Here is a 19,209-nt window from a genome sequence, read left to right as displayed (position 1 = left end):
GGCATCTACCTGAAATGAGTTGAGGCACGGAGGCGGTCGGGTCGCTGGACGTGCTCCTGCCCCTCGCTCAGGCCGTCATTGTTGCGGTCTGTTTGCTTTCCCGCATCATCAGCAGTGCGCCGGTCAGGAAGCCGAGGGCGCCGAGGCACAGGTGAAGGTTGGCGACGGTCGCGATCCACCCCGGTTCGGGGCCTCTGGGGATATAGGCGAGAATGCCGGCGGTCATGAAGAAGATGCAGCCCAGGAGATTGGCGAAGGCGATCTGCCAGTCCAGATCTTTCGGTTTCCACGACCAGTAGGCATGACTGATTTCCATGAAGGCAAGAGAGCCGGAAATCAGGAACAGAACCGAGCCGATCATGCCGGGAAGCCAGATCGTCAGGTCGGCGATGTACCAGTCCGGTGGCGGGACGATGGCATCGAAGGTGTTGAAATTGAACATCACGGTGCCGGCGAACTGGGTGATCGTGCTGAGCCAGCCCAGATTGGACGGGCGCCAGCCGATCAGATGAAGCTCTCCCGCTTTGACTGGGGCAGGGGGTGCGGGCGAGAAATCCGGCGCGTTTGCTGCCTGAAGGTTCTGCAGGAAGCCTGCCGTCGTGAAGAAGATCGAGCCCAGGAAGAAGACGAGCCCGATCTGCCAGAGGGTCAGTGATGTCGGCACCATCGAGAGAACCGCTGCGCCAATGAAGTGGAGCGATCCCACGGAGAACAAAAGACCGATCCACCAGTTGTAGGCGGGGCGGTGCCAGAAGGGGACCTCCGTCTGGTCGGGATGCCGCAGCAGGCCCTTGCGGCTCTGGCGCGCGCGCCAGAGGGCGCGGCGCCCGTGCAGCCGGAAACGGCGCAAGGTGATGAAGGGCGCCGGCCCGGCCAGCGTCATGTCGGCCGGGCGTTTGGCGGAGAGCGTTTCGTTCATCGCGGGCGCTCTAGCGTTTGGTAAGCCGCCAGGGGTGCCATCAATGATGGAACCCCGACGCATCCTCCTCGCCGAGTGGCGTTTTGCGCGGATGGGCTTCCAGATGAGTGAGTGCGGCCTTGATGTCATCGATCAGCAGAGAGCAGAGGTCCCGGCTCACCCCATTGCGCACGAGAATGCGCTGGATCGCCAGCTCCTCGCAATTGGCAGGCAGGGTATAGGCCGGCACCTGCCAGCCGCGCACACGCAGCCGGTCGGCCAGGTCGAACAGGGTAAAGCCGGGATCCGTCCCATCCTTGAGCTTCCAGGAGACGGCGGGAATACCGCGCTTCCGGTCGCCGTCGAACACAATGTCGAATGGCCCCAGCGCGGAAATCTCCCGGGCCAGATAGGTGGCGCTGTCATAGCAGGCCGCATGGACCTTCTTGTACCCTTCGCGCCCGAGGCGCAGGAAGTTGTAGTACTGGCAGACGATCTGCCCCCCGGGGCGGGAGAAGTTGAGGGCGATGTCCTTCATGTCGCCGCCCAGGTAGTTCACCCAGAACACCATGTTCTCGGGCAGATCGCTTTCCTGTCGCCACATCACCCAGCCGACGCCGAGCGGAGCCAGACCGAATTTATGGCCCGAGGTGTTGATCGAATGGACCCGGGGCAGGCGGAAATCCCATTCAAGTTCCGGGGCGCAGAAGGGAGCGAGAAAGCCTCCGCTGGCGCCATCCACATGGATCGGAATGTCCAGCCCGGTGTCCTGCTCCAGCTTGTCCAGCGCATCGCTGACCGCCTTCACCGGTTCGAACTCGCCGGTGAAGGTCACACCGAGCGTGGGAACCACGCCGATGGTGTTTTCGTCGCACAGTTTCAGCACCTCCTCTGGGGTCATCAGGAAGCGGCCGTTCTCCATCGGAATTTCGCGATGCTCGACATCCCAGTAGCGGGTGAACTTGTGCCAGCAGACCTGAACCGGTCCGGTGATCAGGTTCGGCTTGTCGGTCGGTTTCCCCTCGGCGCGGCGTTTGGCCTCCCAGCGGCGCTTCATCGCCAGACCGCCAAGCATGGCCGCCTCGCTCGATCCGGTGGTGGAACAGCCCGTGGCCGGCCCCTCGGGCGCGTGCCAGAGATCGGCGAGCATGCGCACGCAGCGGGCTTCGATCTCGGCGGTCTGCGGATACTCGTCCTTGTCGACCATGTTCTTGTCGATGCACAGGTCCATCAGGTCGTGGATCTCGGGCTCTTCCCAGGTCTGGCAGAAGGTCGCGAGATTCTGACGGGCATTGCCGTCGAGCATCAATTCGTCGCGTACGGCGGAATAGACCCGCCTCGGGTCTTCCTCACGCCCGGGAAAGTCCGATTTTGGCAATGACAGGGAAAGTTCCCTCGCGCCATAGACTTCGTCATACGGGCTATCGAATTTGCGGCTCATCGGGATCTCCGTTGCAATGGAAAGAGGCGGTCGTATCGGGCGTCTCCGGCAAGGCCCGAAGCAGGTGGAGGAGTGTCAGGCCGCCTTGGCCTGTTTGAGCGCTTCGGTCGTATCGCCCGAAACACCATCAAGACGGTCGATCGGGAGGACGCAGACACGGCCCGCATCGGCGAGCGCGGCCAGGTCGAAGCTGGCGTAGTTCAGGCTGCGATAGGTCCGCAGATGGAAGCGCTTGCGATCGAGGTCGGACAGATTGGTCCAGCAGGTGAATTCGGTCGCGTAGGTCTCGTTGTCGGCATGCGGAAGGCCCGCGACCTCCAGATGACCGCCGCCCGCGCTCGGATAATCGATGGTGGCGCCTCGGGGGCGGTCGAAGTTGTTCATGACATGGGCCAGCGTCAGAACAGCCAGGTCGGGCGTTGCCGCCTTTTCGGTGAATTGAGCGTAATAGGCCGCACGGACAAACCGGCCGACGGAGGTATTGGACGCGGGAAGTCCGGCCGTGGCGATGCCGGAATCGGGTTGAACAGCCTTGTAGCTGCCGAAGGTGGCGCTGGAAGCGTCGACATTGGTAAGGAAAGTGTAGTTGTTGAGGTTGGTCAGGTGCCAGGGGAAGTCGGGGCCATTGGTCATCACGCCGACCGGATTGTCATAGACGGACATCTTGCCGTTGTTGAACTCGATCACCAGGGAGGCGCCACTCGTGTCATGGACGACATAGTGGAAGGGGGATTCCACGCCGCCCAGCAGCGTCAGCGCTTCCAGCAACACAGGCTGAGTTTCAAGCGCGGCCTTGACCTCGGCCACGGTGGCGAATTGCCCGAGTGCCCAGGTCCCGAGATCCGAGGCCGAGAGCACTGCCTGCGTCGCGGAGACGGATTGCGACGCGCCGCCGGCCGCCGGGTAGGACAGCAGGCTGAAGGTAAGCCCCTGATCGTTCATACCTTCCAACGGCTTGAAATCGGCGATGCCGAGAGGCGCATCGGCGGTGGGCATCCGTGCGGGCATGGTAACGGCCAGAAGACCGTACTTGCCGGTGTATTCCAGCGCCGGGTGTCCTTCGAGCTGGGACGCATAGGGCAGGCCGGCCGGGAAATAGACGACCTGATACGGAAGGTCCATGGTCAGCTCCAGGGTCCGGCCGAAATAGACCTTGTCCGAAGCATCGCGGTAGATGAGGGAGGTACACATGGCTTCGATGACCTTTTCTCTAAGTGCGGATCGGGATTACGCGTGCGAGACGGCCGGCGCGATGGCTGGCTGTTCATTGGCCAGTTCCTCGGCCAGTCGGGCGAGCTTGGTGGACACCTGTGCGGGCATCTGCGATCGGAAACGGATTTCGGAATAGAGGCCGAGCAGGTCCTGCCGGATGGCCTGCAATCGCCGAAGCTGGTCGTTGCTGACGCGATGCCGACGCGGTTCGAAATAGGCCATGCTCAGGAGGTTGGTCGTTTCTTCCAGCGTTTTTAGAACGTCGGCCGAGGCTGTGACATCGGCCATGCGCGCGTCGGGAGTGCGCTCCGCGAGCGAGCCAAGGGCGTCCACCACCTTGCCGAGGCGGACACGGATGTCGCTGACGATGCTGGTGGGCCAAAACTGCGTGAAGAGAACGTAGATCACGAAGATGCCGAGCAGGATGCCCAGGATTCGGTCGCCGGCTTGTGAAAATTCAAAACTCGGCCCGAAGCCATTGAGCGTTGTCAGCAAAAACGCCAGTGCGATCTGTACGCCGGCATAGGAAATTCGCTCATTGCCCGAGGACACCCAGGCGGCGATGAACACGGCGGTGAACACGAGAGCCATCAGGCCGCCCACGCTGGTCAGATGGGGCATCACGAAGAGCAGCGCAGCGACGCCCATTGCCGCGCCGACGAGGCATCCGACAATCCGCAATGTCAGCTTGCGCACCGTCTCACCGGTGGTGCCGAGCGCGGCGACATAGCAGGTGATCAGAGCGGTATGGATCCCGTCCCAATCAATGGCCGTATAGATCAGATAACAGAGCACTGCGGCGATCGACGTTTTCAGCGCATATCTCTGGTGCTTGGGGGAGGAAAAGGCATCGGCGACCAACGGCGGGACGGGCACGGGTTTCGGGTTGCCGCCGCCGTCCGCCTGACTCAGCTTGCCAAGCGCTTCAAGGATGGTCCGCTCAGCCCGACTCTCTGCCGGAAGTTCCGCAGTCGGTGCTTCGGGACGCGCCCTCGCGGCGATGCGTTCCGCCGCATCGCGCAGCCTTCCTGCGAGCGCTGCGCGCCGTTGCGGGGAGATGGTATCGGATGGAGCCTGCGCCGTCAGCGCGATGCGGTAGCTTGTCTCCACCGCACCGTTGAGCCAACTCGCCTGAGCTTTCGGAACAAGGTGCAGTAGCTTGACCAGAAGCATTTGCTGAAGGGAAGCATCATTGCCTTCCGCCAGCAGCTCATCGAGCCTGTCATGATTTTCAGGCGTTTCAAGGGCATCGGCGGCAGCGCGAAGCCGGTCGACGATCCTGTTCCGCACGTGCGTATGCGATGGTGTGCCGAGCAGGAGGTTGAACAGCACCATCAGTGCCATCGGCATGCAGGCCATCTTCCAGGCAGCAAGAAGCCCCTGATCACCGATCTGCCCGACGGGAACGTCCGTAACCAGGGTCATGATGAAGGCGATGATCAGGCCCACGATCGCTGCCTGCTCTCCCAGCGGCGTTGTCGAACTGAGGAACAGGAAGACATAGGAGGCAAAGAACATGATGGCCAGGCGAATGGCCGGACTGTCGATGCTGAGGTTGATCACGGGAATCATCAGCAGCACGACAAACGAGGCGAGGCCGATGAGTCCGACGCCGAGCAGGCAGTTCATCACCGCATCGGGTTTCATCAAGAAAATGACCAGATAGCAACTGATCGCCGCTTCCGGGATGTGGTAGGCCATCGCCACCCCAGTCACCAGTGCGCAGAGTAGCGCAATGCGCCACGTCATTGCAAGGCGACCGTCGAACGGTTGCAGGTCGCGCCAGGCCTGCACGACCAACTCAGCGAGGGGCGATCTAGCAGCCGTCATTATCGCGATGAATGGTTGTGACCGCGGACGCTCCGACCCTCATCAGGTCTTGCGGCGGGTCCGTCAGACGGATGCGCACCGGAAATCTTTGCTGGACACGGACCCATTCGAGCGACTTCGGCACGATGGGAAGCGAAACGGGCAGATTGATCAGATCCTTTGAGCTAATGCCCCAGCCCACGCCATCGACCACGCCCTTGATATGCCTCTTGCTGTCGGCGAGCACGTAGACCGTGGCGCAGTTTCCGACCGAAATGCCCGGGATCACCATTTCGGTGTAGTTCGCGTTGACGTACCAGACATCGGTCTTGATGAGAGAGAACAGGCCCTGTGCCGGAAGGACATAATCGCCTTCCGAGATCGTGAGGCCGACCACGCGTCCGTCGTGCGGTGCGCGGAGAACCGTGCCGGCGAGTTCATGTTCCGCGATGGCCAGAGCGGCGCGGCGAGCGCGCACCAGCGCTTCCGCACCGACTTCATCCCCGATCAGCGCTTGAGCGGCTTCCTGTTGGCGCTGCGCCTCCCGCAGGCTTACCTCCGCATCGCGCTTCAGCGTCCGGGCGTCGTCCACCTGCTGGGCCGAGACATACCCCTTGGCGGCCATGGGAAGAAGCCTTTCGAGGGATTGAGAGGCCAGGTCGAGATTGGACTGTGCCCGGGTGACCTGTTCGTTTGCGATTTCCGCGTTGGCAAGCTCGGCCTTGATGTTGCGGGATTGATCGCTCGCGGCGGCCTGGGCGATCTCCAGGTCGGCATGGGTCTGCTCGACTGCGAGCCGGTAGGCGGTGTCATCCAGCTCGATCAGGATGTCGCCCTTGCGAACGAAGGCGTTTTCGCTGACGTGCACCGCCTTGACCCGCCCCGCGACACCGGTTGCCACCTTGATGACCTCCGCCAGGACCGAGGCGTCATCCGACATGGGGTTGTCCTCGGAGACCAGATGGCTTCGATAGGCAAGCCCTGCAGCCGAGGCGATCACGAGGAGGCTGATGGCCGTACCGGCGAAGATGGCAATGCGGCCGGTCGTCTTGGAAGTCATGAGTCAGCGTCCAAAGAACAGAAGGGAGATCAGATAGGTCAACGCGAGCGCCATGCTCATGTACATCGGCACCCGCCAGCGCAGAATGTCATCAAAGCCCGTGACGACGAACACGCCGCGTAGGACAACAGTGAAGATCACCGCAGCGAAGAGGCTGATCAGCCAGGACGGGAAGAAGCTTCCGAAAAGCGGGACGGAAGGGGCCATCGACATTGTGGACGAAACCAGACTGGAAGCCATCGTTACTCCTGGCCATTTCCCCTCAGACGCGAAGTAGGACGCGCGACTCACTGAACGGTAGACGAAGCGCGAGCATGGTGCAAAGAGGATTGCCGCGATTTGCGGGGACGGTGAATTCTTTGGAAATTCCAGACGTTACGAGAGTTACGGTTTTGATGTGACCGGGACATGTCGGGTGTATTGAAAGCAGAGTGAAACGCCTTGTCCCTTCGGGTCGGTGATGGCATGACACACATCTGGTTGTATCGGCGATGGAGAGATGGATGCGGCTGCGTCTAGGGGAAAAATACGGGCACCTGGTTCATGGACTGAACTGTGCTTGCCATAGCCCTGAAGCTCTCGATCTCTTCAAGCGTGTGGAAGACGGGTTGTCGCGTCGCTCCGTGCTGCGCGGCATTGCCGCGAGCCTGGCGGCTCCCGCTCTGGGGATGGCGACGCCAACCTTCGCGCAGTCCTCCGCCAAGCCGATCTTGCTCAAGAATGTGCGGATCTTCGATGGTCTGTTGGCGCAATTGACCGAAGGTCGGAACGTTCTGGTGGATGGCAACAAGATCGCGGCACTGCCGGGCCTTGGTGATGAGGTGGCGGGGGCCGAGGTCATTGATTGTTCCGGCGGGACCCTCATGCCGGGGCTGATCGACGCACATTGGCATACGATTCTTGCTGGCATTTCGCAGATGACAGCCGCGACGGCCGATGTGGCCTATGTGCATCTCGTGGCGGCTCAGGAGGCCGAACGCACGGTCCTGCGCGGTTTCACCACGGTTCGTGATGTGGGTGGGCCATCTTTCGCGATCAAGCGGGCCATCAACGAAGGACGCATCGCCGGCCCCAGGATTTACCCCTCGGGCGCGATGGTGTCGCAGACATCGGGGCATGGCGACTTTCGTCAACGCAGCGAACTGCCCTGGTCCACGCTGACCAATTTGAGCCCTACGGAAAAGGCCGGGATCTCCGCGATCGCAGATGGCGTTCCGGAGGTGCTGCGCCGGGTCCGTGAACAGCTCATGCTGGGCGCCAGCCAGATCAAGATCATGGCGGGGGGCGGTGTCGCCTCGACCTATGACCCGATCGACAGCTTGCAGTTTTCAGAAGATGAGATGCGCGCAGCGGTAACGGCGGCGGCGGATTGGGGCACTTATGTGTGTGCCCATGTCTACACGTCGCCGGGTATCCGGCGCGCATTGGCCTGTGGCGTCAGGTCGATCGAACATGGTCAGCTCGCGGATGAAGAGACAGTACGCCAGATCGCTGACCTGGGAGCGTGGTGGTCCATTCAGCCCTTCCTCGCCGATGAGGATGCCAACGTCTACGCGACGGCCGAGCAGCGGGCGCAGCAGAAAATGATTGCGGAAGGCACCGTGCGGGCAATCGATCTCGCCCGGAAGCACAATGTGAACCTGGCCCTTGGGACCGACATCCTGTTCAATCCCAAGGCCACGGGCACTCAAGGCAAACAGCTCGTGAAATTCGCCAGATGGTATGAAAACGCCGATGTCTTGCGGCTCCTGACCAGCCGAAATGCAGAGCTTCTCGCGATGTCCGGCCCACGAAATCCCTATCCTGGCAAATTGGGGGTGATCGAAACCGGTGCGCTTGCCGATATTCTGGTACTCGATGGTAACCCGCTGGAAGACATTAGCCTTATCGCCGATCCAGATGCGAACATGAAGCTCATCATGAAGGATGGGAAAATCCAGAAGAACATTTTGGGGGCATAGTCTTGCGTACGTTGTTGGTTGTTCTTCTGACTGTCCTCGGCGCCACCGTGTCGCTCGCGGAGGAGGGGACTAAAACCTCAGCGGGAGAGGTGAACCACGTGGTGCCCGTCCGGTCCTGGGCATTGCAGGTTACTCCCTATGTCTGGGGGGCTGGTATCAGCGGAGATATCTCGCCATTTCGGAGAGGTCCGACGATCGGCACCCGGAAGAGTTTCGCCGATGTTCTCGGTGATCTCAATCTTGGTGGCTTCGTCAACATCTGGGGACGCCACGAGCGCTTCGTGTTCTCCGGTGATCTTCTGTATGTCGCGACCACGGACAGCAAGTTTGTGCGCGGTGTTCCGGTCGTGGGGGCGGTCGATACCTCGGTCGACAGCAGGCAGTTCACATCCACCTGGCAGGCTGGCTATCGGCTGGTCGATGGTTCGGATTTCACCCTGGATGCCTTGGGCGGTCTGCGCCTTTGGCATGTTTCCAATGATGTTCGGGTTCGGGTGGCCGGGCGCAACGTCAAATACGGCGAGGATTTTGGCTGGGTCGATCCGGTGATCGGTGCGCGTGCTTTTCTTCGTGTCGCCGAGAACCTGTCGCTACAGGCGCAAGCCGATGTCGGCGGGTTCGGGGTCGGCGCCGATATGACCTGGTCCGCCCTGGTCACTGCCAATTATACGTTCTCGGACCATCTTTCGGTGTCCGCCGGGTACAAGCTTCTCGACACCGACTATGCCCGTAATGGCCATGTCTTCGATACGACCCTCAGCGGGCCGGTTCTCGGTATCACCTATCGTTTCTGACCGGTCGCAGGGCGGCGCGGTCGATGCCAACCGCCTCTCGCAATCATGGTGTATCTGTCAAAATTTACACGTCTGGAAATAAAGCAATAACACCTTCCGTGTTGAATTCCTTCGCTGCCGGGCGCTTGCCAGCCTCGGCTGGCGCCGTGAAGGGTGCGCCGGAGGGGGCCCCGTCACGGTGGAAGACGCAGACTTCTACGGCTTGGGGAGACACCGTTTGACCGACCATAATCATACCGTGATGGCGAACCGTCTTGCGATCGAAGGCGGCGATCCGGTGCGTACCGAGCCGTTGCCCTGGGAGTTGCCGGGGGCCCACTGGATCGGTGAGGAAGAGCGCGCACTGGTCGAGAAGGTGGTGTTGGCGCAAAGTCCTTTCCGGTTTTACGGGCCGGATCCGCAACATATGGTCGAGACGCTGGAGCGGGAGTGGTGCGAAACCCACGGCCATCGCCATGCGCTGGCGGTCTCCTCCGGCACCGCGGCTCTATCTATCGCCCTTTCGGCGCTGGAAATCGGTCCGGGCGACGAGGTGTTGATCGCCGGCTACATGTGGGTCAGCTGTGTTTCAGCGATTGTGCGCTGCGGCGCCATTCCCCGTCTCGTCGATATTGACGAGACCTTCTGCATGGATCCGGAGGATCTGAAGCGGAAGATCAACGAGCGCAGCCGGGCGATCCTGTTGGTGCACATGAGCGGCGCGCCGGGGCATGTCGACCGCATCGCCGCCATTGCCCGCGAGCATGGGATCAAGCTGGTCGAGGATTGTGCCCAGGCGGCGGGAGCCAGCCAGAATGGCACGTCGGTTGGCCGGTTCGGCGATATCGCGACCTTCAGTTTCCAGCTCAACAAGAACATGACTGCCGGCGATGGCGGAATGGTGGTCAGCGATGACGATGCCCTGTTCCGTCGCATCGTCGCGTTGCATGACCTCGGCTATGCCCGAAACAGCGCCGGCCGGCTCGATCCCTCGGACGAAACCTGCCAGCTTTGGGGCGTTGGCGCGCGTATGTCCGATCTGGCGGGCGCCATGGCACTGGCCCAGTCGCGCAAGCTGGCGCAGATCACCGGTGCCATGCGCTCCGCCAAATGGCGGATCCGCGAGGCGCTGTCGGATATTCCCGAACTGACCTTCCGCACCGTGCCGGACCCGGATGGCGACAGCGGTCCGTTCCTGATCGCCAGCTTCGCGGATGGGGATCTGTGCGACCGGTTTGTCGCCGCGCTGCGGGCTGAGGGCATTCACGGTCCGGAAGGTTCGCTCGGGTGCCTCGCCATGCGCGAATGGGGGCTGCACTGGTATTTCAACATTCCCAGCCTGACGGAAAAGCGGTCCAACAGCCGGGACGGTTTCCCCTGGACCCATCCGCTGAACGCCTTTGCCGATGAGATCGACTATCACAAGGGTGCATTGCCGCGCTGCGATGATCTCTGCAGCCGGTCGATGTTGCTGACGATTGCCTCGAAGCTGACCGACGCGGATGTGGACGACATCGTCGCGGCCTTCCGCAAAGTCGCCAATGCCTTGTTCCGCCGCTAAAAACGGGAAAACCATGTCTACTCTTTCATCCATTCTCGCGTCCGATCCCTTTTCCATTTCGAAATCCACCACCAACATCGACGTGCTGATCGTCGGCTCGGGTACGGCCGGCGTGACCAGCGCCATCGAGCTGGCCCGCAAGGGACTTTCGGTGGTGATCCTGGAGGCGGGGCCCTTTGTCCTGCCGAACCACGTCGGCTCCTCGCCCTTCCGCAGCCGGGGCGAGATCACCCCGCAGATCCACAATCTGGTGCGCTACCGCACCGCCTGGAGCGACCGGGCGAACTACCGCGAGGATGTGGCTTCGCCGCTCAACAACGATGCCTGGTCGGCGGTGGGTGGGCGCACCCTGTTTTGGGGCGGCTGCACGCCGCGCTTTTCCGAGTGGGATTTCGGCGACTGGCCTCTGAACTATGAGGAATTCGCCCCCTACTACGATCACGCCGAGGCGTTGATGCATGTCTCCGGGCGCAGCGAGCAGCGGCCGCCGTTCTTTCGCGGCGCGGCGCAGGACACGATCCTGGAGCGTCTGCGCGGCGCCGGTATCGAGGCCGAGCATGCCTCGCTTGGTGTCGACACGCAGGAATCGCGCAATGGCTACGTGCCGCGCGGGTTCGACTGCGCCGCCGACCGCCTGCTGCGCAGTGGCCTCCTGAGCCAGACGGTCGCCCGGGGGCGCATCACTCTGGTGCCGGACACGCTGGCCGAACGGGTCGACCACAATGGTCACGCGGTCACCGGCCTGATTGCCCGGGGCACGCAGGATGACCGGCGGTTCCGCCTCGTCGCCCGCCACTACGCCTTTGCCGGCGGCGCGATCCAGTCGACCCGGCTGGCCCTGGCCTCGGGGTTGAAGGACGTGCATCCGCTGGTCGGCAGTCACATTGCCGATCATCTGTTCATTCAGGGCCTGTTCAAGCTGAACGCGCCGGTGAACGAGCCGATCTATACCTTCATTCCAGCCGCCGAAAACCGGCCCTATCACATCCAGGTTCAGGGGCCGTTCGATGAAACCTGGTACTCGCCGTATCACGCGACGGTCTGGCTCGATTGCGATCCGCAAGGGCTTTACCTGCTGGCCTATTGCTTCGGCGTCGGCGAGGCGGCCAAGAGCAATGAAGTGCGCATGACCGGGCAGGCCGGCGATGGGCCGGGGAGCATGGGCGAGTATGTGGTGCTGGCCGACCGGACCGAGAGCGACCTGCGCATTCTCGACGAGATGAACGCCTTCCTGCCGCAGGTGGCCCAGGGCATGGGGGCGGAGCTGGTGCGCAGCCAGATCAACCCGCCGGGCGCAGCGCTGCACGAGATCGGCGGCTTGCGCATGTCGGCGGAGCCGGGCGTCGGCGTGACCGACACCTACGGGCGGTTCTGGTCGCTGGGCAACCTGTCGGTTGCCGATTCCGCCGCCTGGCCGTCGCAGGGCTCCGCCAACAGCTATCTCACCATCACGGCCTGGTCCTTGCGCCATGCCGAGGGCGTTGCCGCTCAGCTTGAGGAAAAGGCCTGATCATGCTCATTCGTCTTGTTGCGCTGGCCGCGCTGTTCGGCTTCCTCTTCGGCTTTGACGAAGGGGTGATCGCCGGCGCCCTGCCATTCATCACCAAGCTGTTCGGCATCACCGCGGCGGGCGAGGGCATGGTGACCTCCGCCGTGCCGCTCGGTGCGGTCGCCGGTGCGGTCCTGGCGGCGATCTGGGCGGATGCGCTCGGTCGCCGCATGGTGCTGATTATCTGCTCGCTGCTGTTCGGCATCGGCGCGCTCGCCAGTGGCCTTGCCAGCGGCGAGGTCGTTCTGGTCGTCGCGCGGCTGCTGCTGGGCATTGCCATCGGTGCCTCGGCGCTCGCCGCGCCAATGTTCCTGGCGGAACTGGCTCCGGCGCGTCAGCGCGGCGCGGTGGTCTCCGCCTTCCAGTTGATGATCACCATCGGCATTCTGGTGTCCTATCTGATCGATATGATGCTGGAGCCGCTCGGGGCCTGGCGCTGGATGCTGGCGCTCGGTGCCGTGCCGGCCATTGTCACGCTCGGTGGCATCTGGTTCGCGCCGGAAAGCCCGCGCTGGCTGGTGATGCGCGGCCGCAACGAGGAGGCGGAAGCGGTCATCGCCGCCGTACAACCCGGACTGGGCCGCGACGCTGCGGCCGGTATGGTTCGCGATATCGCCGCCGCGCAGGCCGCCGCACCGAAGAGCCCGGACTGGTCCGGGTTCCTGTCGGCGCGGATGCGGCCGATCGCGTCTTTCGCCATCATCGCCTTTCTGCTGCAGCAGGTCAGCGGCATCAACGCGGTGATCTACTATGCGCCGACGATCCTCGGTCATGCCGGGTTCGATGGTGCCAGCACCCAGCTTGCCGCGACCGTCGGCATCGGCATCGTCAATGTGCTGATGACCGTGGTGGCGATGTTCATTGTCGACCGGCTCGGCCGTCGGCCCTTGTTCATCATCGGTTTTCTCGGCGCAGCCGCCAGCCTCGCGGTCATTGCCATGACCATGAATTCGGGCGATCCGGAGATGGCGCCGGTCGCGCTGGTCGGCCTGTTTGTCTACATCGCCTTCTTCGCCGTCAGCCTCGGGCCGCTGCCGTGGATCTACATGTCCGAGCTGTTCCCGTTGTCCATGCGCAGCCGGGGCATGGCCATGGCCTCGGTGGCCAATTGGGGCTGCAACTTCCTGGTGGTGTTCCTGTTCCCGGTCGTGGTTGCCGAGGCCGGCGCGGCGGTCACCTTCGCGATTTTCTGCGGCTTTTGCGTGCTCGGAGCCGTCTACGCCTGGGCGCGGGCGCCGGAAACCAAGGGCGCAAGCCTTGAGGACCTGGAAAAGCGGGGGCTTGCGGCCACCGCATGAAGCCCCTGCCGACCATAGAAGGACCGATGGCGTTTTCGCTGGCGCGTGTTGCTCTGCTGACCGTCGCCAGCGGCCTGTTGTTCGGCTACAGCACCGCCAGCATCGCCGGCTGGCTGGAACCGATCGCCGGCACCTACAACCTGTCGATCGCCGGACAGGAGTATTTTACCGTTTCGCTGGTGATCTCCTGCTTCGCCGGCGCCCTGACCGCCGCGCCATTGGCGCGGATGTTCGGGCGCCGTCCGGCCCTGCTGGTGGCCTTCCTGCTGGCGCTCGGCGGGTATTCCATCACCGTGCTGGCACCGGGACTTGGCTGGCTGGTGATTGCCCGTGTGATGATGGGCCTGGCGGTGGGCATCTCCTCCACCGTCGCGCCGATGTATGCGGGCGAGGCGACCCCGGCGCACCGGCGGGGCGGCGTGGTGTCGCTGTTCCAGCTTGCCGTGACCCTCGGCATCCTCGCCGCCTATGCCGTGCCGTTGTGGCTGGAGGACCCTGACGCCTGGCCGGCGGCCATCGGCGGCGGGGCGATCATCACTCTGTTGGGCCTTGCGGCGCTGGCGAGCGTACCGGAAAGTCCGCTATGGCTGGAAAGCGCGGGCCGGAGCGAGCGGGCCCGGCGTGCCGCCGCCGCCCTTGGTGTGGAGCATCAACCGGCGGTGCTGGCGGTGAATGCGCTTTCAGAACGGGACCGACCGGCTCCTTCTTCCTTGCGGGATCGGTTCGGCTCCTTGCGCCAGGGGACCACCGTGGCGGTGCTGGCGCTTTGCTGCGCGATGTTCATTCTGCAAAACCTCAGCGGCATCGACGGCATCCTCTATTACGCGCCGAAGATCTTCATCGAATTGGGCTTTCCCGCCGGTGTGGCGGCGCTCGGCGCCACCTTCGGCCTGGGGCTCGTCAATGTGGTGGCGACGGTCATCGCCATCCTGGTGGTCGACCGGCTGGGCCGCCGCCCATTGGCAATCTACGGCGCGGCGGTGATGGTGCTTGGACTGTGCGCTGTGGTGGCCGCCAATCTCTTCGACCTGCCGCTGCTCGGCCTTTCCGGCCTGTGCGTCTATATCGCCGCCTTCGCCATCAGCCTTGGGCCGCTGCCTTACGTGCTGATGGCCGAACTGGTGCCATCAACCTATCGGGAAGGCGGTCTGTCGGCAGCCTCGGCCACCTCTTGGCTCTTCAACGCGCTGGTGGCGGCTTTCTTCCTGACGGGAGTCACGGCATTCGGCCTTGCGGTTGTCTTCATGCTGTTTGCGGCCATCTGCGCACTGGCGCTGGTGGTGGCCGTGATCTGGATCCCGGAAACCCGGGGCTGCGCCCTTGAGGAAATCGAGGAGAAGGTGATTGCCGGCAGGCCGCTGCGGCGGCTCGGGCGGTCGTGACAAGCGGGAGGAGTGCGTGCCACGTCCGCAAGTGTCCACACCAGTCTATCAATGCGGGTGACGGCGTGCCCTTGCCATCGCGACGATTGTCGGTGACAAGAAACCGCTCAAGTTGTTCTCTATTTGGCAGCCTTCATGACCGTTACCATCGTCACCGCCGCGAATGCGGTTTTCGGCAGAACTCTTGCGCAGTTTCTGCTCAGTGTCAGGCGCCGGGGGCTGCACAGCCAACACCGGATCCTTGCCTATGATCTCGGCCTGACGCCGGAGCAGCGCCGGGATCTGAGCGCGCGTTTCCCTTGGTGCGAGATCGTTCGCTTCCGCTTCGAGGATCATCCGGCGCATGTGGCGGTGGAGGCCAAGACCTTCGCCTGGAAGCCGCTGATCATCGCCGAGGTTGCCGAGCGTTTCGGCGGTACGGTGTTCTGGCTCGACAGCGCCACCCTGTTTCACGGTGACCTTCGTGAGCCGCTGGAGGTCTTAGCCCGCCATCAGGTCTATACGCTGGAGGGGCAGTCGAACATCGACCAGTGCTGCGAACCGGCGGTGCGGGACTATCTGCGGATCGAGCCGGATTTCCTGCACCGTCAGGTGCGCATCGGCGGGGTTCTGGGGCTGGATACCGCCACCCCGGCGGCGCGAAAGCTGATCGCCACCTGGCGCGATCTGGCGCTTGATCCGCGCGCCTTTACCGCCGAACGGATTGGCCACAATGCGGATCAGACGGTGCTGAGCGTGGTCTTATTCCGGATGGAGCAGGCCGGCGAGTTGGTGCTCAACCCCGGCGACATCGACATCAGTTCGTTCCGCCCGGTGCGCTGGCTCAGCTCCCGCAACAAGGTGCTTGGCGGTCAGCCCCTCTGGGCCGATCCGCTGGTGCGTCTCGGCTACCGAGCCTACAAGGTCGGCGACAGGATCAATCTGCGCTGGCAGGATTTCTGCACCCGGCGCCTCTTGGGCCTGCACCGCTGGCCGAAGGAGCATTTCCAGGTCTTCGTCATGCGGCCCGGTGACAGGGCACCGACCCCGGTGCGTGCGCCAGCCTTGAGCTACTATGCCGATCCGTTCCTGATGCGCCGGGATGGCCGGCTCTGGCTGTTCGTCGAGGAGTTTGAATACCTGGAGCAATGCGGCCGGTTGGTGGCGATGGAGCTGGATGACGCGCTGCGACCCGGGCCGGTGCAGCCGGTGCTGCCGCTGCGCGAGCATTCCTCATTTCCCTATCTGTTCCAGATCGGCGAGCGTCTGATGATGGTGCCGGAGACCTGTGCCCTCGGTGCGCTCGATCTCTATGAATGCGTCGGCTTTCCAGACCAATGGCGCCGGGTGCGCCGGTTCTTCCATGACGTGGATGCGGTCGACACCAAGGTGTTTCACCGCGGTGGGAAGTGGTGGCTGGTGACCTGCATGAGCGCGGGCGGGGAGGGCGCGCGGACCCTTCATGTCTTTTCCACCGACGATCTGGAGACCGGTGCGCTGACCGCTCATCCGGTGAACGAGGCGCGGCATTTCGCCGATGGCTCGCATGGGTATGGGCGCGGCGCCGGCAGTCTGTTCCTTGATGCGGACGGGCCGATGCGGGTGATCCAGAAGAACACGGATTATTACGGCCAGGCGGCCGAGGTGCGCCGGATCGCGCCGCTCACGCCTGAGGCTTACGCGGAAACGCCGGTGGGACGCGGTCATCCGCTCGCCGATCTGGTGGCGCTGGTCTCACCGCATCATGTGGCCATGTGTGAGGGGGCGGTGACCTTCGATGTGCGCGACCGGCTCGGTTTTGCCTCCGGCCTGCCGGGCATCGGCCCGCGTCTTGCGCCGATCGACCCGGTGGCAAAGCGGTTTCTTGCCGGCGACCCGTCAGTGACCGCCGCTGTCGCCGATGCGGTCAGCCGTCTTGAGACCCTAGGGGTGCGCGCTGCGCCGGGCCTCCCACACGCCAGCGTTCAGCCATGTGACGGATGACGATGGTGTTGTTGCGGCCTTCGTCTCCGCCTTCCCCACGATTGATCAGCCCGAGGCTGGAGGCGCGATACAGCGATTTGTGCGACCAGAGCTGAAAGCCGGCCCGGGCGGCCGGGATCACGTATTTCGGGGCCTCGCAATGGCCGGAGATCCACACATCGTCGACGAAGAATGCCGCCTCCGGCGCGCCCTCATGGGACAGCATCCCGGCCATGTCCGGGAAGAAGCGCGGGCGCACCAGATACCCGGAGAACCCTTGCAGGATGTCGATTTCCCGGCGCTGGCGGAGACGCCGCGCGCGGATTGGCGCCGGCGGCAACATGTAAAGGTTTGAGCGGATGGTGGTGGGGCGGTCGGTCAGATCCTCCGGCACCACCCAGCCGGACAGCGCCGGCGCGGCATTTGGGTCTGCTTCCGCAGCCGCGGTCAGCCCGGCAATGAAGCCCGGCGGATAGATCCGGTCATCATCGACAACGATGATGGGCGCGTCGGCGTCGACGGCGGTCAGGGTCGGAAACAGCTTGGTCGCCGGGCCGACATCTTCGCAGCGGATGATCCGCACGGTGGCAAGCCCTTCCAGTTCCGGTGGAATCTCGTATCCGCAATTCTCCCGGCGTGAATGGTGGGGCACGTTGATGCGGATTTCAGCCGGCGGCAGCGATTGGTCCATGAGGCTCTTCAGCGTCATGGCGATATGGCCGATCCGGCTCGGGATCGTCGTCAGCGAGACGATCGCCGGGCTGCGGACCGCAGTCGCGGCCACTTTCCGGTCGAGCTCTGCCAGGTCGAGCCGGGACAGCCGGCGCGCGCGCCGCAGGTCGGCGATCAGCGTTTCGCCCTCGAAGAAGTCATGCACCGAAATCGCGGTGGCGATACCGCCTCCGACGGCGGCAAGGGCAAGCGGCAGAACGAAGGACATGGCAACCGAGTGAATTTGAGGACCTGGGCCGCGGAAGGTCGCGGTCCGGGCCTTCGGAGTCAAGACCCGGTGTTGCGGTCTTGTGTCGGGGCGCATGGGTCAAGGTCTGGCCGGGCGCATGGGGTCATATTGCGTGTGTGATACAATTAGTGTATCATGCACATATGAAGTTCGATCACGAAGATATCCCGCTGCATTGGGTCAACCGCCTCGGCTTTCTCGTGCGCAAGGAGCTCGCGCAGGCGTTCCGGGAGGCGGGGCACGATGTCAGCGCGGAAGAATGGGCGGTTCTGCTCGTTCTCTGGAGCCGTGGGGCTCAGACGCCAAGCCACCTGGCCAACATGACCATACGCGACCGGACGACAATCACCCGATTGGTCGATGGCATGGTCGCAAAGAAGCTGGCGCAACGGCGCGAGGATCCCGCGGACCGGCGCCGATCCCTGATCGGCCTTGGCTGTGAGGGAGAACGTCTGCGGCCGTTGCTGATCCCGATCGCCCAATCGCTGATCGCCAGGGCCGTTGCCGGGATTTCTGGAAACGATCTGGCGATCACCGTCCGGACCCTCCGGCAGATGACGCAAAATCTGATGCCGGAACGCTGACCGGGAAACCCGAAAAGTCAGGAAAACCAAGATGACTGGCTACAACTACGATGCTTTTTCGACCGATGACTATGATTTCGAACGTGCGGCGGGGCCTGAGGTTGGCCGCAAGGCTCCAGATTTCAAGCTGGAAACAAGTGACGGTGAAATCCGCAACCTGCTGGAGTTCGAGGGCGACTTTCTGGTTCTGGAGCTCGGCAGCATCACCTGCCCTCTGTTTCAAAGCCGCCGTGGCGTGATGAGCCCGCTGAGCCAGGAATTCCCCAACGTCTCAAGCGCTGTGCTTTATGTGCGCGAGGCGCATCCGGGAGCCGGCATCCAGGGGCACAAGACCTTCGCAGACAAACGAGCCTGCGCCCGCCGCCTCAAGGAGGAGGATGGCGAAACCCGGTTGGTCTATGTCGATGATTTTCAAGGGACCGCACACAAGGCCTATGGCAGCATGCCCAATGCCGTCTACATCATCAACAAGAACGGCTGTGTCGTTTACAAGGCCGAGTGGAACAATCCAGGCGCAACGCGCAGTGCGCTGAAGAGCCTGATCACCGGCAAGCCGATTCGTGCCAAGAGCTACTTCCGCCCGGCTCGGCCAGCCACGGTCCACAAGACCCTGAGGCGCGCGGGCAAGGGGGCGGCAGGGGATTTTTTCAAGGGCCTGCCGTTCCTGTTCTGGACGAATGTCATCAAGCGCAACCTGAGGCTCGTCTTCAATCGTCCCCTGCCGGTTTCAGCCGACACGAAGTGCTGAGCGATCGGGTCGGGCTGTCCGGCAAATCTGT

16 protein-coding genes are annotated in these 19,209 nt (G+C 63.3%); 9 read left to right on the top strand and 7 right to left on the bottom strand.

What is annotated here, in order from left to right; genetic code table 11:
• Positions 1-67: 67 nt before the first annotated feature.
• The 6 genes from LC062_RS09070 to LC062_RS09045 all read right to left on the bottom strand — a co-directional run bounded on the left by LC062_RS09070 (position 68) and on the right by LC062_RS09045 (position 6,660).
• Positions 68-919, bottom strand: a complete 852-nt coding sequence (locus LC062_RS09070) for a hypothetical protein (protein ID WP_224910714.1) — start codon at positions 917-919, stop codon at positions 68-70.
• Between the two features lie 40 nt (positions 920-959).
• Complete coding sequence (locus LC062_RS09065; protein WP_224910713.1) at positions 960-2,339, bottom strand: glutamate decarboxylase; 1,380 nt, start codon at positions 2,337-2,339, stop codon at positions 960-962.
• A gap of 75 nt (positions 2,340-2,414) precedes the next feature.
• Positions 2,415-3,530 carry a linear amide C-N hydrolase gene (locus tag LC062_RS09060; RefSeq protein WP_224910712.1) on the bottom strand — a complete coding sequence of 372 codons (1,116 nt, stop codon included), beginning with the start codon at positions 3,528-3,530 and terminating at the stop codon, positions 2,415-2,417.
• Positions 3,531-3,566: 36 nt separating this feature from the next.
• Positions 3,567-5,345 carry an FUSC family protein gene (locus LC062_RS09055; RefSeq protein WP_224910711.1) on the bottom strand — a complete coding sequence of 593 codons (1,779 nt, stop codon included), beginning with the start codon at positions 5,343-5,345 and terminating at the stop codon, positions 3,567-3,569.
• Between the two features lie 22 nt (positions 5,346-5,367).
• Complete coding sequence (gene mdtN / locus LC062_RS09050) at positions 5,368-6,420, bottom strand: multidrug transporter subunit MdtN (protein WP_224910710.1); 1,053 nt, start codon at positions 6,418-6,420, stop codon at positions 5,368-5,370.
• 3 nt (positions 6,421-6,423) lie between these two features.
• The gene (locus LC062_RS09045; protein ID WP_224910709.1) at positions 6,424-6,660 is read right to left on the bottom strand and encodes a YtcA family lipoprotein; all 237 of its coding nucleotides are present in this window, start codon (positions 6,658-6,660) and stop codon (positions 6,424-6,426) included.
• Positions 6,661-6,923: 263 nt separating this feature from the next.
• Here LC062_RS09045 and LC062_RS09040 point away from each other — a divergent pair, with 263 nt between their 5' ends.
• The 7 genes from LC062_RS09040 to LC062_RS09010 all read left to right on the top strand — a co-directional run bounded on the left by LC062_RS09040 (position 6,924) and on the right by LC062_RS09010 (position 16,906).
• A complete protein-coding gene (locus LC062_RS09040; RefSeq protein WP_224910708.1) occupies positions 6,924-8,381 on the top strand; it encodes a metal-dependent hydrolase family protein in 1,458 nt (485 codons plus the stop codon).
• A gap of 2 nt (positions 8,382-8,383) precedes the next feature.
• Positions 8,384-9,175, top strand: a complete 792-nt coding sequence (locus LC062_RS09035) for a hypothetical protein (protein WP_224910707.1) — start codon at positions 8,384-8,386, stop codon at positions 9,173-9,175.
• 217 nt (positions 9,176-9,392) lie between these two features.
• Positions 9,393-10,715 carry a DegT/DnrJ/EryC1/StrS family aminotransferase gene (locus LC062_RS09030; RefSeq protein WP_224910706.1) on the top strand — a complete coding sequence of 441 codons (1,323 nt, stop codon included), beginning with the start codon at positions 9,393-9,395 and terminating at the stop codon, positions 10,713-10,715.
• Between the two features lie 13 nt (positions 10,716-10,728).
• Positions 10,729-12,225: an FAD-dependent oxidoreductase gene (locus tag LC062_RS09025; protein ID WP_224910705.1), complete on the top strand. Its 1,497-nt coding sequence runs from the start codon at positions 10,729-10,731 to the stop codon at positions 12,223-12,225.
• Between the two features lie 2 nt (positions 12,226-12,227).
• On the top strand, positions 12,228-13,562 hold the full coding sequence (locus LC062_RS09020) for a sugar porter family MFS transporter (RefSeq protein ID WP_224910704.1): 1,335 nt from the start codon (positions 12,228-12,230) through the stop codon (positions 13,560-13,562).
• A 26-nt stretch (positions 13,563-13,588) separates the two neighbouring features.
• Positions 13,589-14,944 carry a sugar porter family MFS transporter gene (locus tag LC062_RS09015; protein ID WP_224910703.1) on the top strand — a complete coding sequence of 452 codons (1,356 nt, stop codon included), beginning with the start codon at positions 13,589-13,591 and terminating at the stop codon, positions 14,942-14,944.
• A gap of 135 nt (positions 14,945-15,079) precedes the next feature.
• Positions 15,080-16,906, top strand: coding sequence for a glucosamine inositolphosphorylceramide transferase family protein (locus tag LC062_RS09010; RefSeq protein WP_224910702.1), 1,827 nt, complete (start codon positions 15,080-15,082; stop codon positions 16,904-16,906).
• On the opposite strand, the gene LC062_RS09005 is transcribed toward LC062_RS09010, so the two are convergent.
• Positions 16,830-17,825 carry a hypothetical protein gene (locus tag LC062_RS09005; protein ID WP_224910701.1) on the bottom strand — a complete coding sequence of 332 codons (996 nt, stop codon included), beginning with the start codon at positions 17,823-17,825 and terminating at the stop codon, positions 16,830-16,832. The genes LC062_RS09010 and LC062_RS09005 overlap by 77 nt on opposite strands.
• A 149-nt stretch (positions 17,826-17,974) precedes the next feature.
• Between LC062_RS09005 and LC062_RS09000 the strand changes: the two genes are divergently transcribed.
• Positions 17,975-18,430 (top strand): MarR family winged helix-turn-helix transcriptional regulator, encoded by a 456-nt coding sequence (locus LC062_RS09000; protein ID WP_224910700.1) that lies wholly within the window; start codon positions 17,975-17,977, stop codon positions 18,428-18,430.
• Between the two features lie 31 nt (positions 18,431-18,461).
• On the top strand, positions 18,462-19,178 hold the full coding sequence (locus LC062_RS08995; RefSeq protein WP_224910699.1) for a deiodinase-like protein: 717 nt from the start codon (positions 18,462-18,464) through the stop codon (positions 19,176-19,178).
• Positions 19,179-19,209 lie beyond the last annotated feature (31 nt).

The sequence above is a fragment of the Stappia indica genome, assembly GCF_020177335.1.
Taxonomy (GTDB): domain Bacteria; phylum Pseudomonadota; class Alphaproteobacteria; order Rhizobiales; family Stappiaceae; genus Stappia; species Stappia indica_B.
The sequence above is the reverse complement of the archived record's forward strand: the minus strand, read 5'-3'. Positions and strand labels throughout refer to the sequence as shown.

What these genes read in the sequence shown, in the direction of transcription:
- LC062_RS09045 (WP_224910709.1), bottom strand. Translation starts at nt 6,660, where the DNA reads ATGGCTTCCAGTCTGGTTTCGTCCACAATGTCGATGGCCCCTTCCGTC.
- LC062_RS09025 (WP_224910705.1), top strand. Translation starts at nt 10,729, where the DNA reads ATGTCTACTCTTTCATCCATTCTCGCGTCCGATCCCTTTTCCATTTCG.
- LC062_RS09040 (WP_224910708.1), top strand. Translation starts at nt 6,924, where the DNA reads ATGCGGCTGCGTCTAGGGGAAAAATACGGGCACCTGGTTCATGGACTG.
- LC062_RS09015 (WP_224910703.1), top strand. Translation starts at nt 13,589, where the DNA reads ATGGCGTTTTCGCTGGCGCGTGTTGCTCTGCTGACCGTCGCCAGCGGC.
- LC062_RS09010 (WP_224910702.1), top strand. Translation starts at nt 15,080, where the DNA reads ATGACCGTTACCATCGTCACCGCCGCGAATGCGGTTTTCGGCAGAACT.
- LC062_RS08995 (WP_224910699.1), top strand. Translation starts at nt 18,462, where the DNA reads ATGACTGGCTACAACTACGATGCTTTTTCGACCGATGACTATGATTTC.
- LC062_RS09065 (WP_224910713.1), bottom strand. Translation starts at nt 2,339, where the DNA reads ATGAGCCGCAAATTCGATAGCCCGTATGACGAAGTCTATGGCGCGAGG.
- LC062_RS09005 (WP_224910701.1), bottom strand. Translation starts at nt 17,825, where the DNA reads ATGTCCTTCGTTCTGCCGCTTGCCCTTGCCGCCGTCGGAGGCGGTATC.
- mdtN (WP_224910710.1), bottom strand. Translation starts at nt 6,420, where the DNA reads ATGACTTCCAAGACGACCGGCCGCATTGCCATCTTCGCCGGTACGGCC.
- LC062_RS09070 (WP_224910714.1), bottom strand. Translation starts at nt 919, where the DNA reads ATGAACGAAACGCTCTCCGCCAAACGCCCGGCCGACATGACGCTGGCC.
- LC062_RS09020 (WP_224910704.1), top strand. Translation starts at nt 12,228, where the DNA reads ATGCTCATTCGTCTTGTTGCGCTGGCCGCGCTGTTCGGCTTCCTCTTC.
- LC062_RS09060 (WP_224910712.1), bottom strand. Translation starts at nt 3,530, where the DNA reads ATGTGTACCTCCCTCATCTACCGCGATGCTTCGGACAAGGTCTATTTC.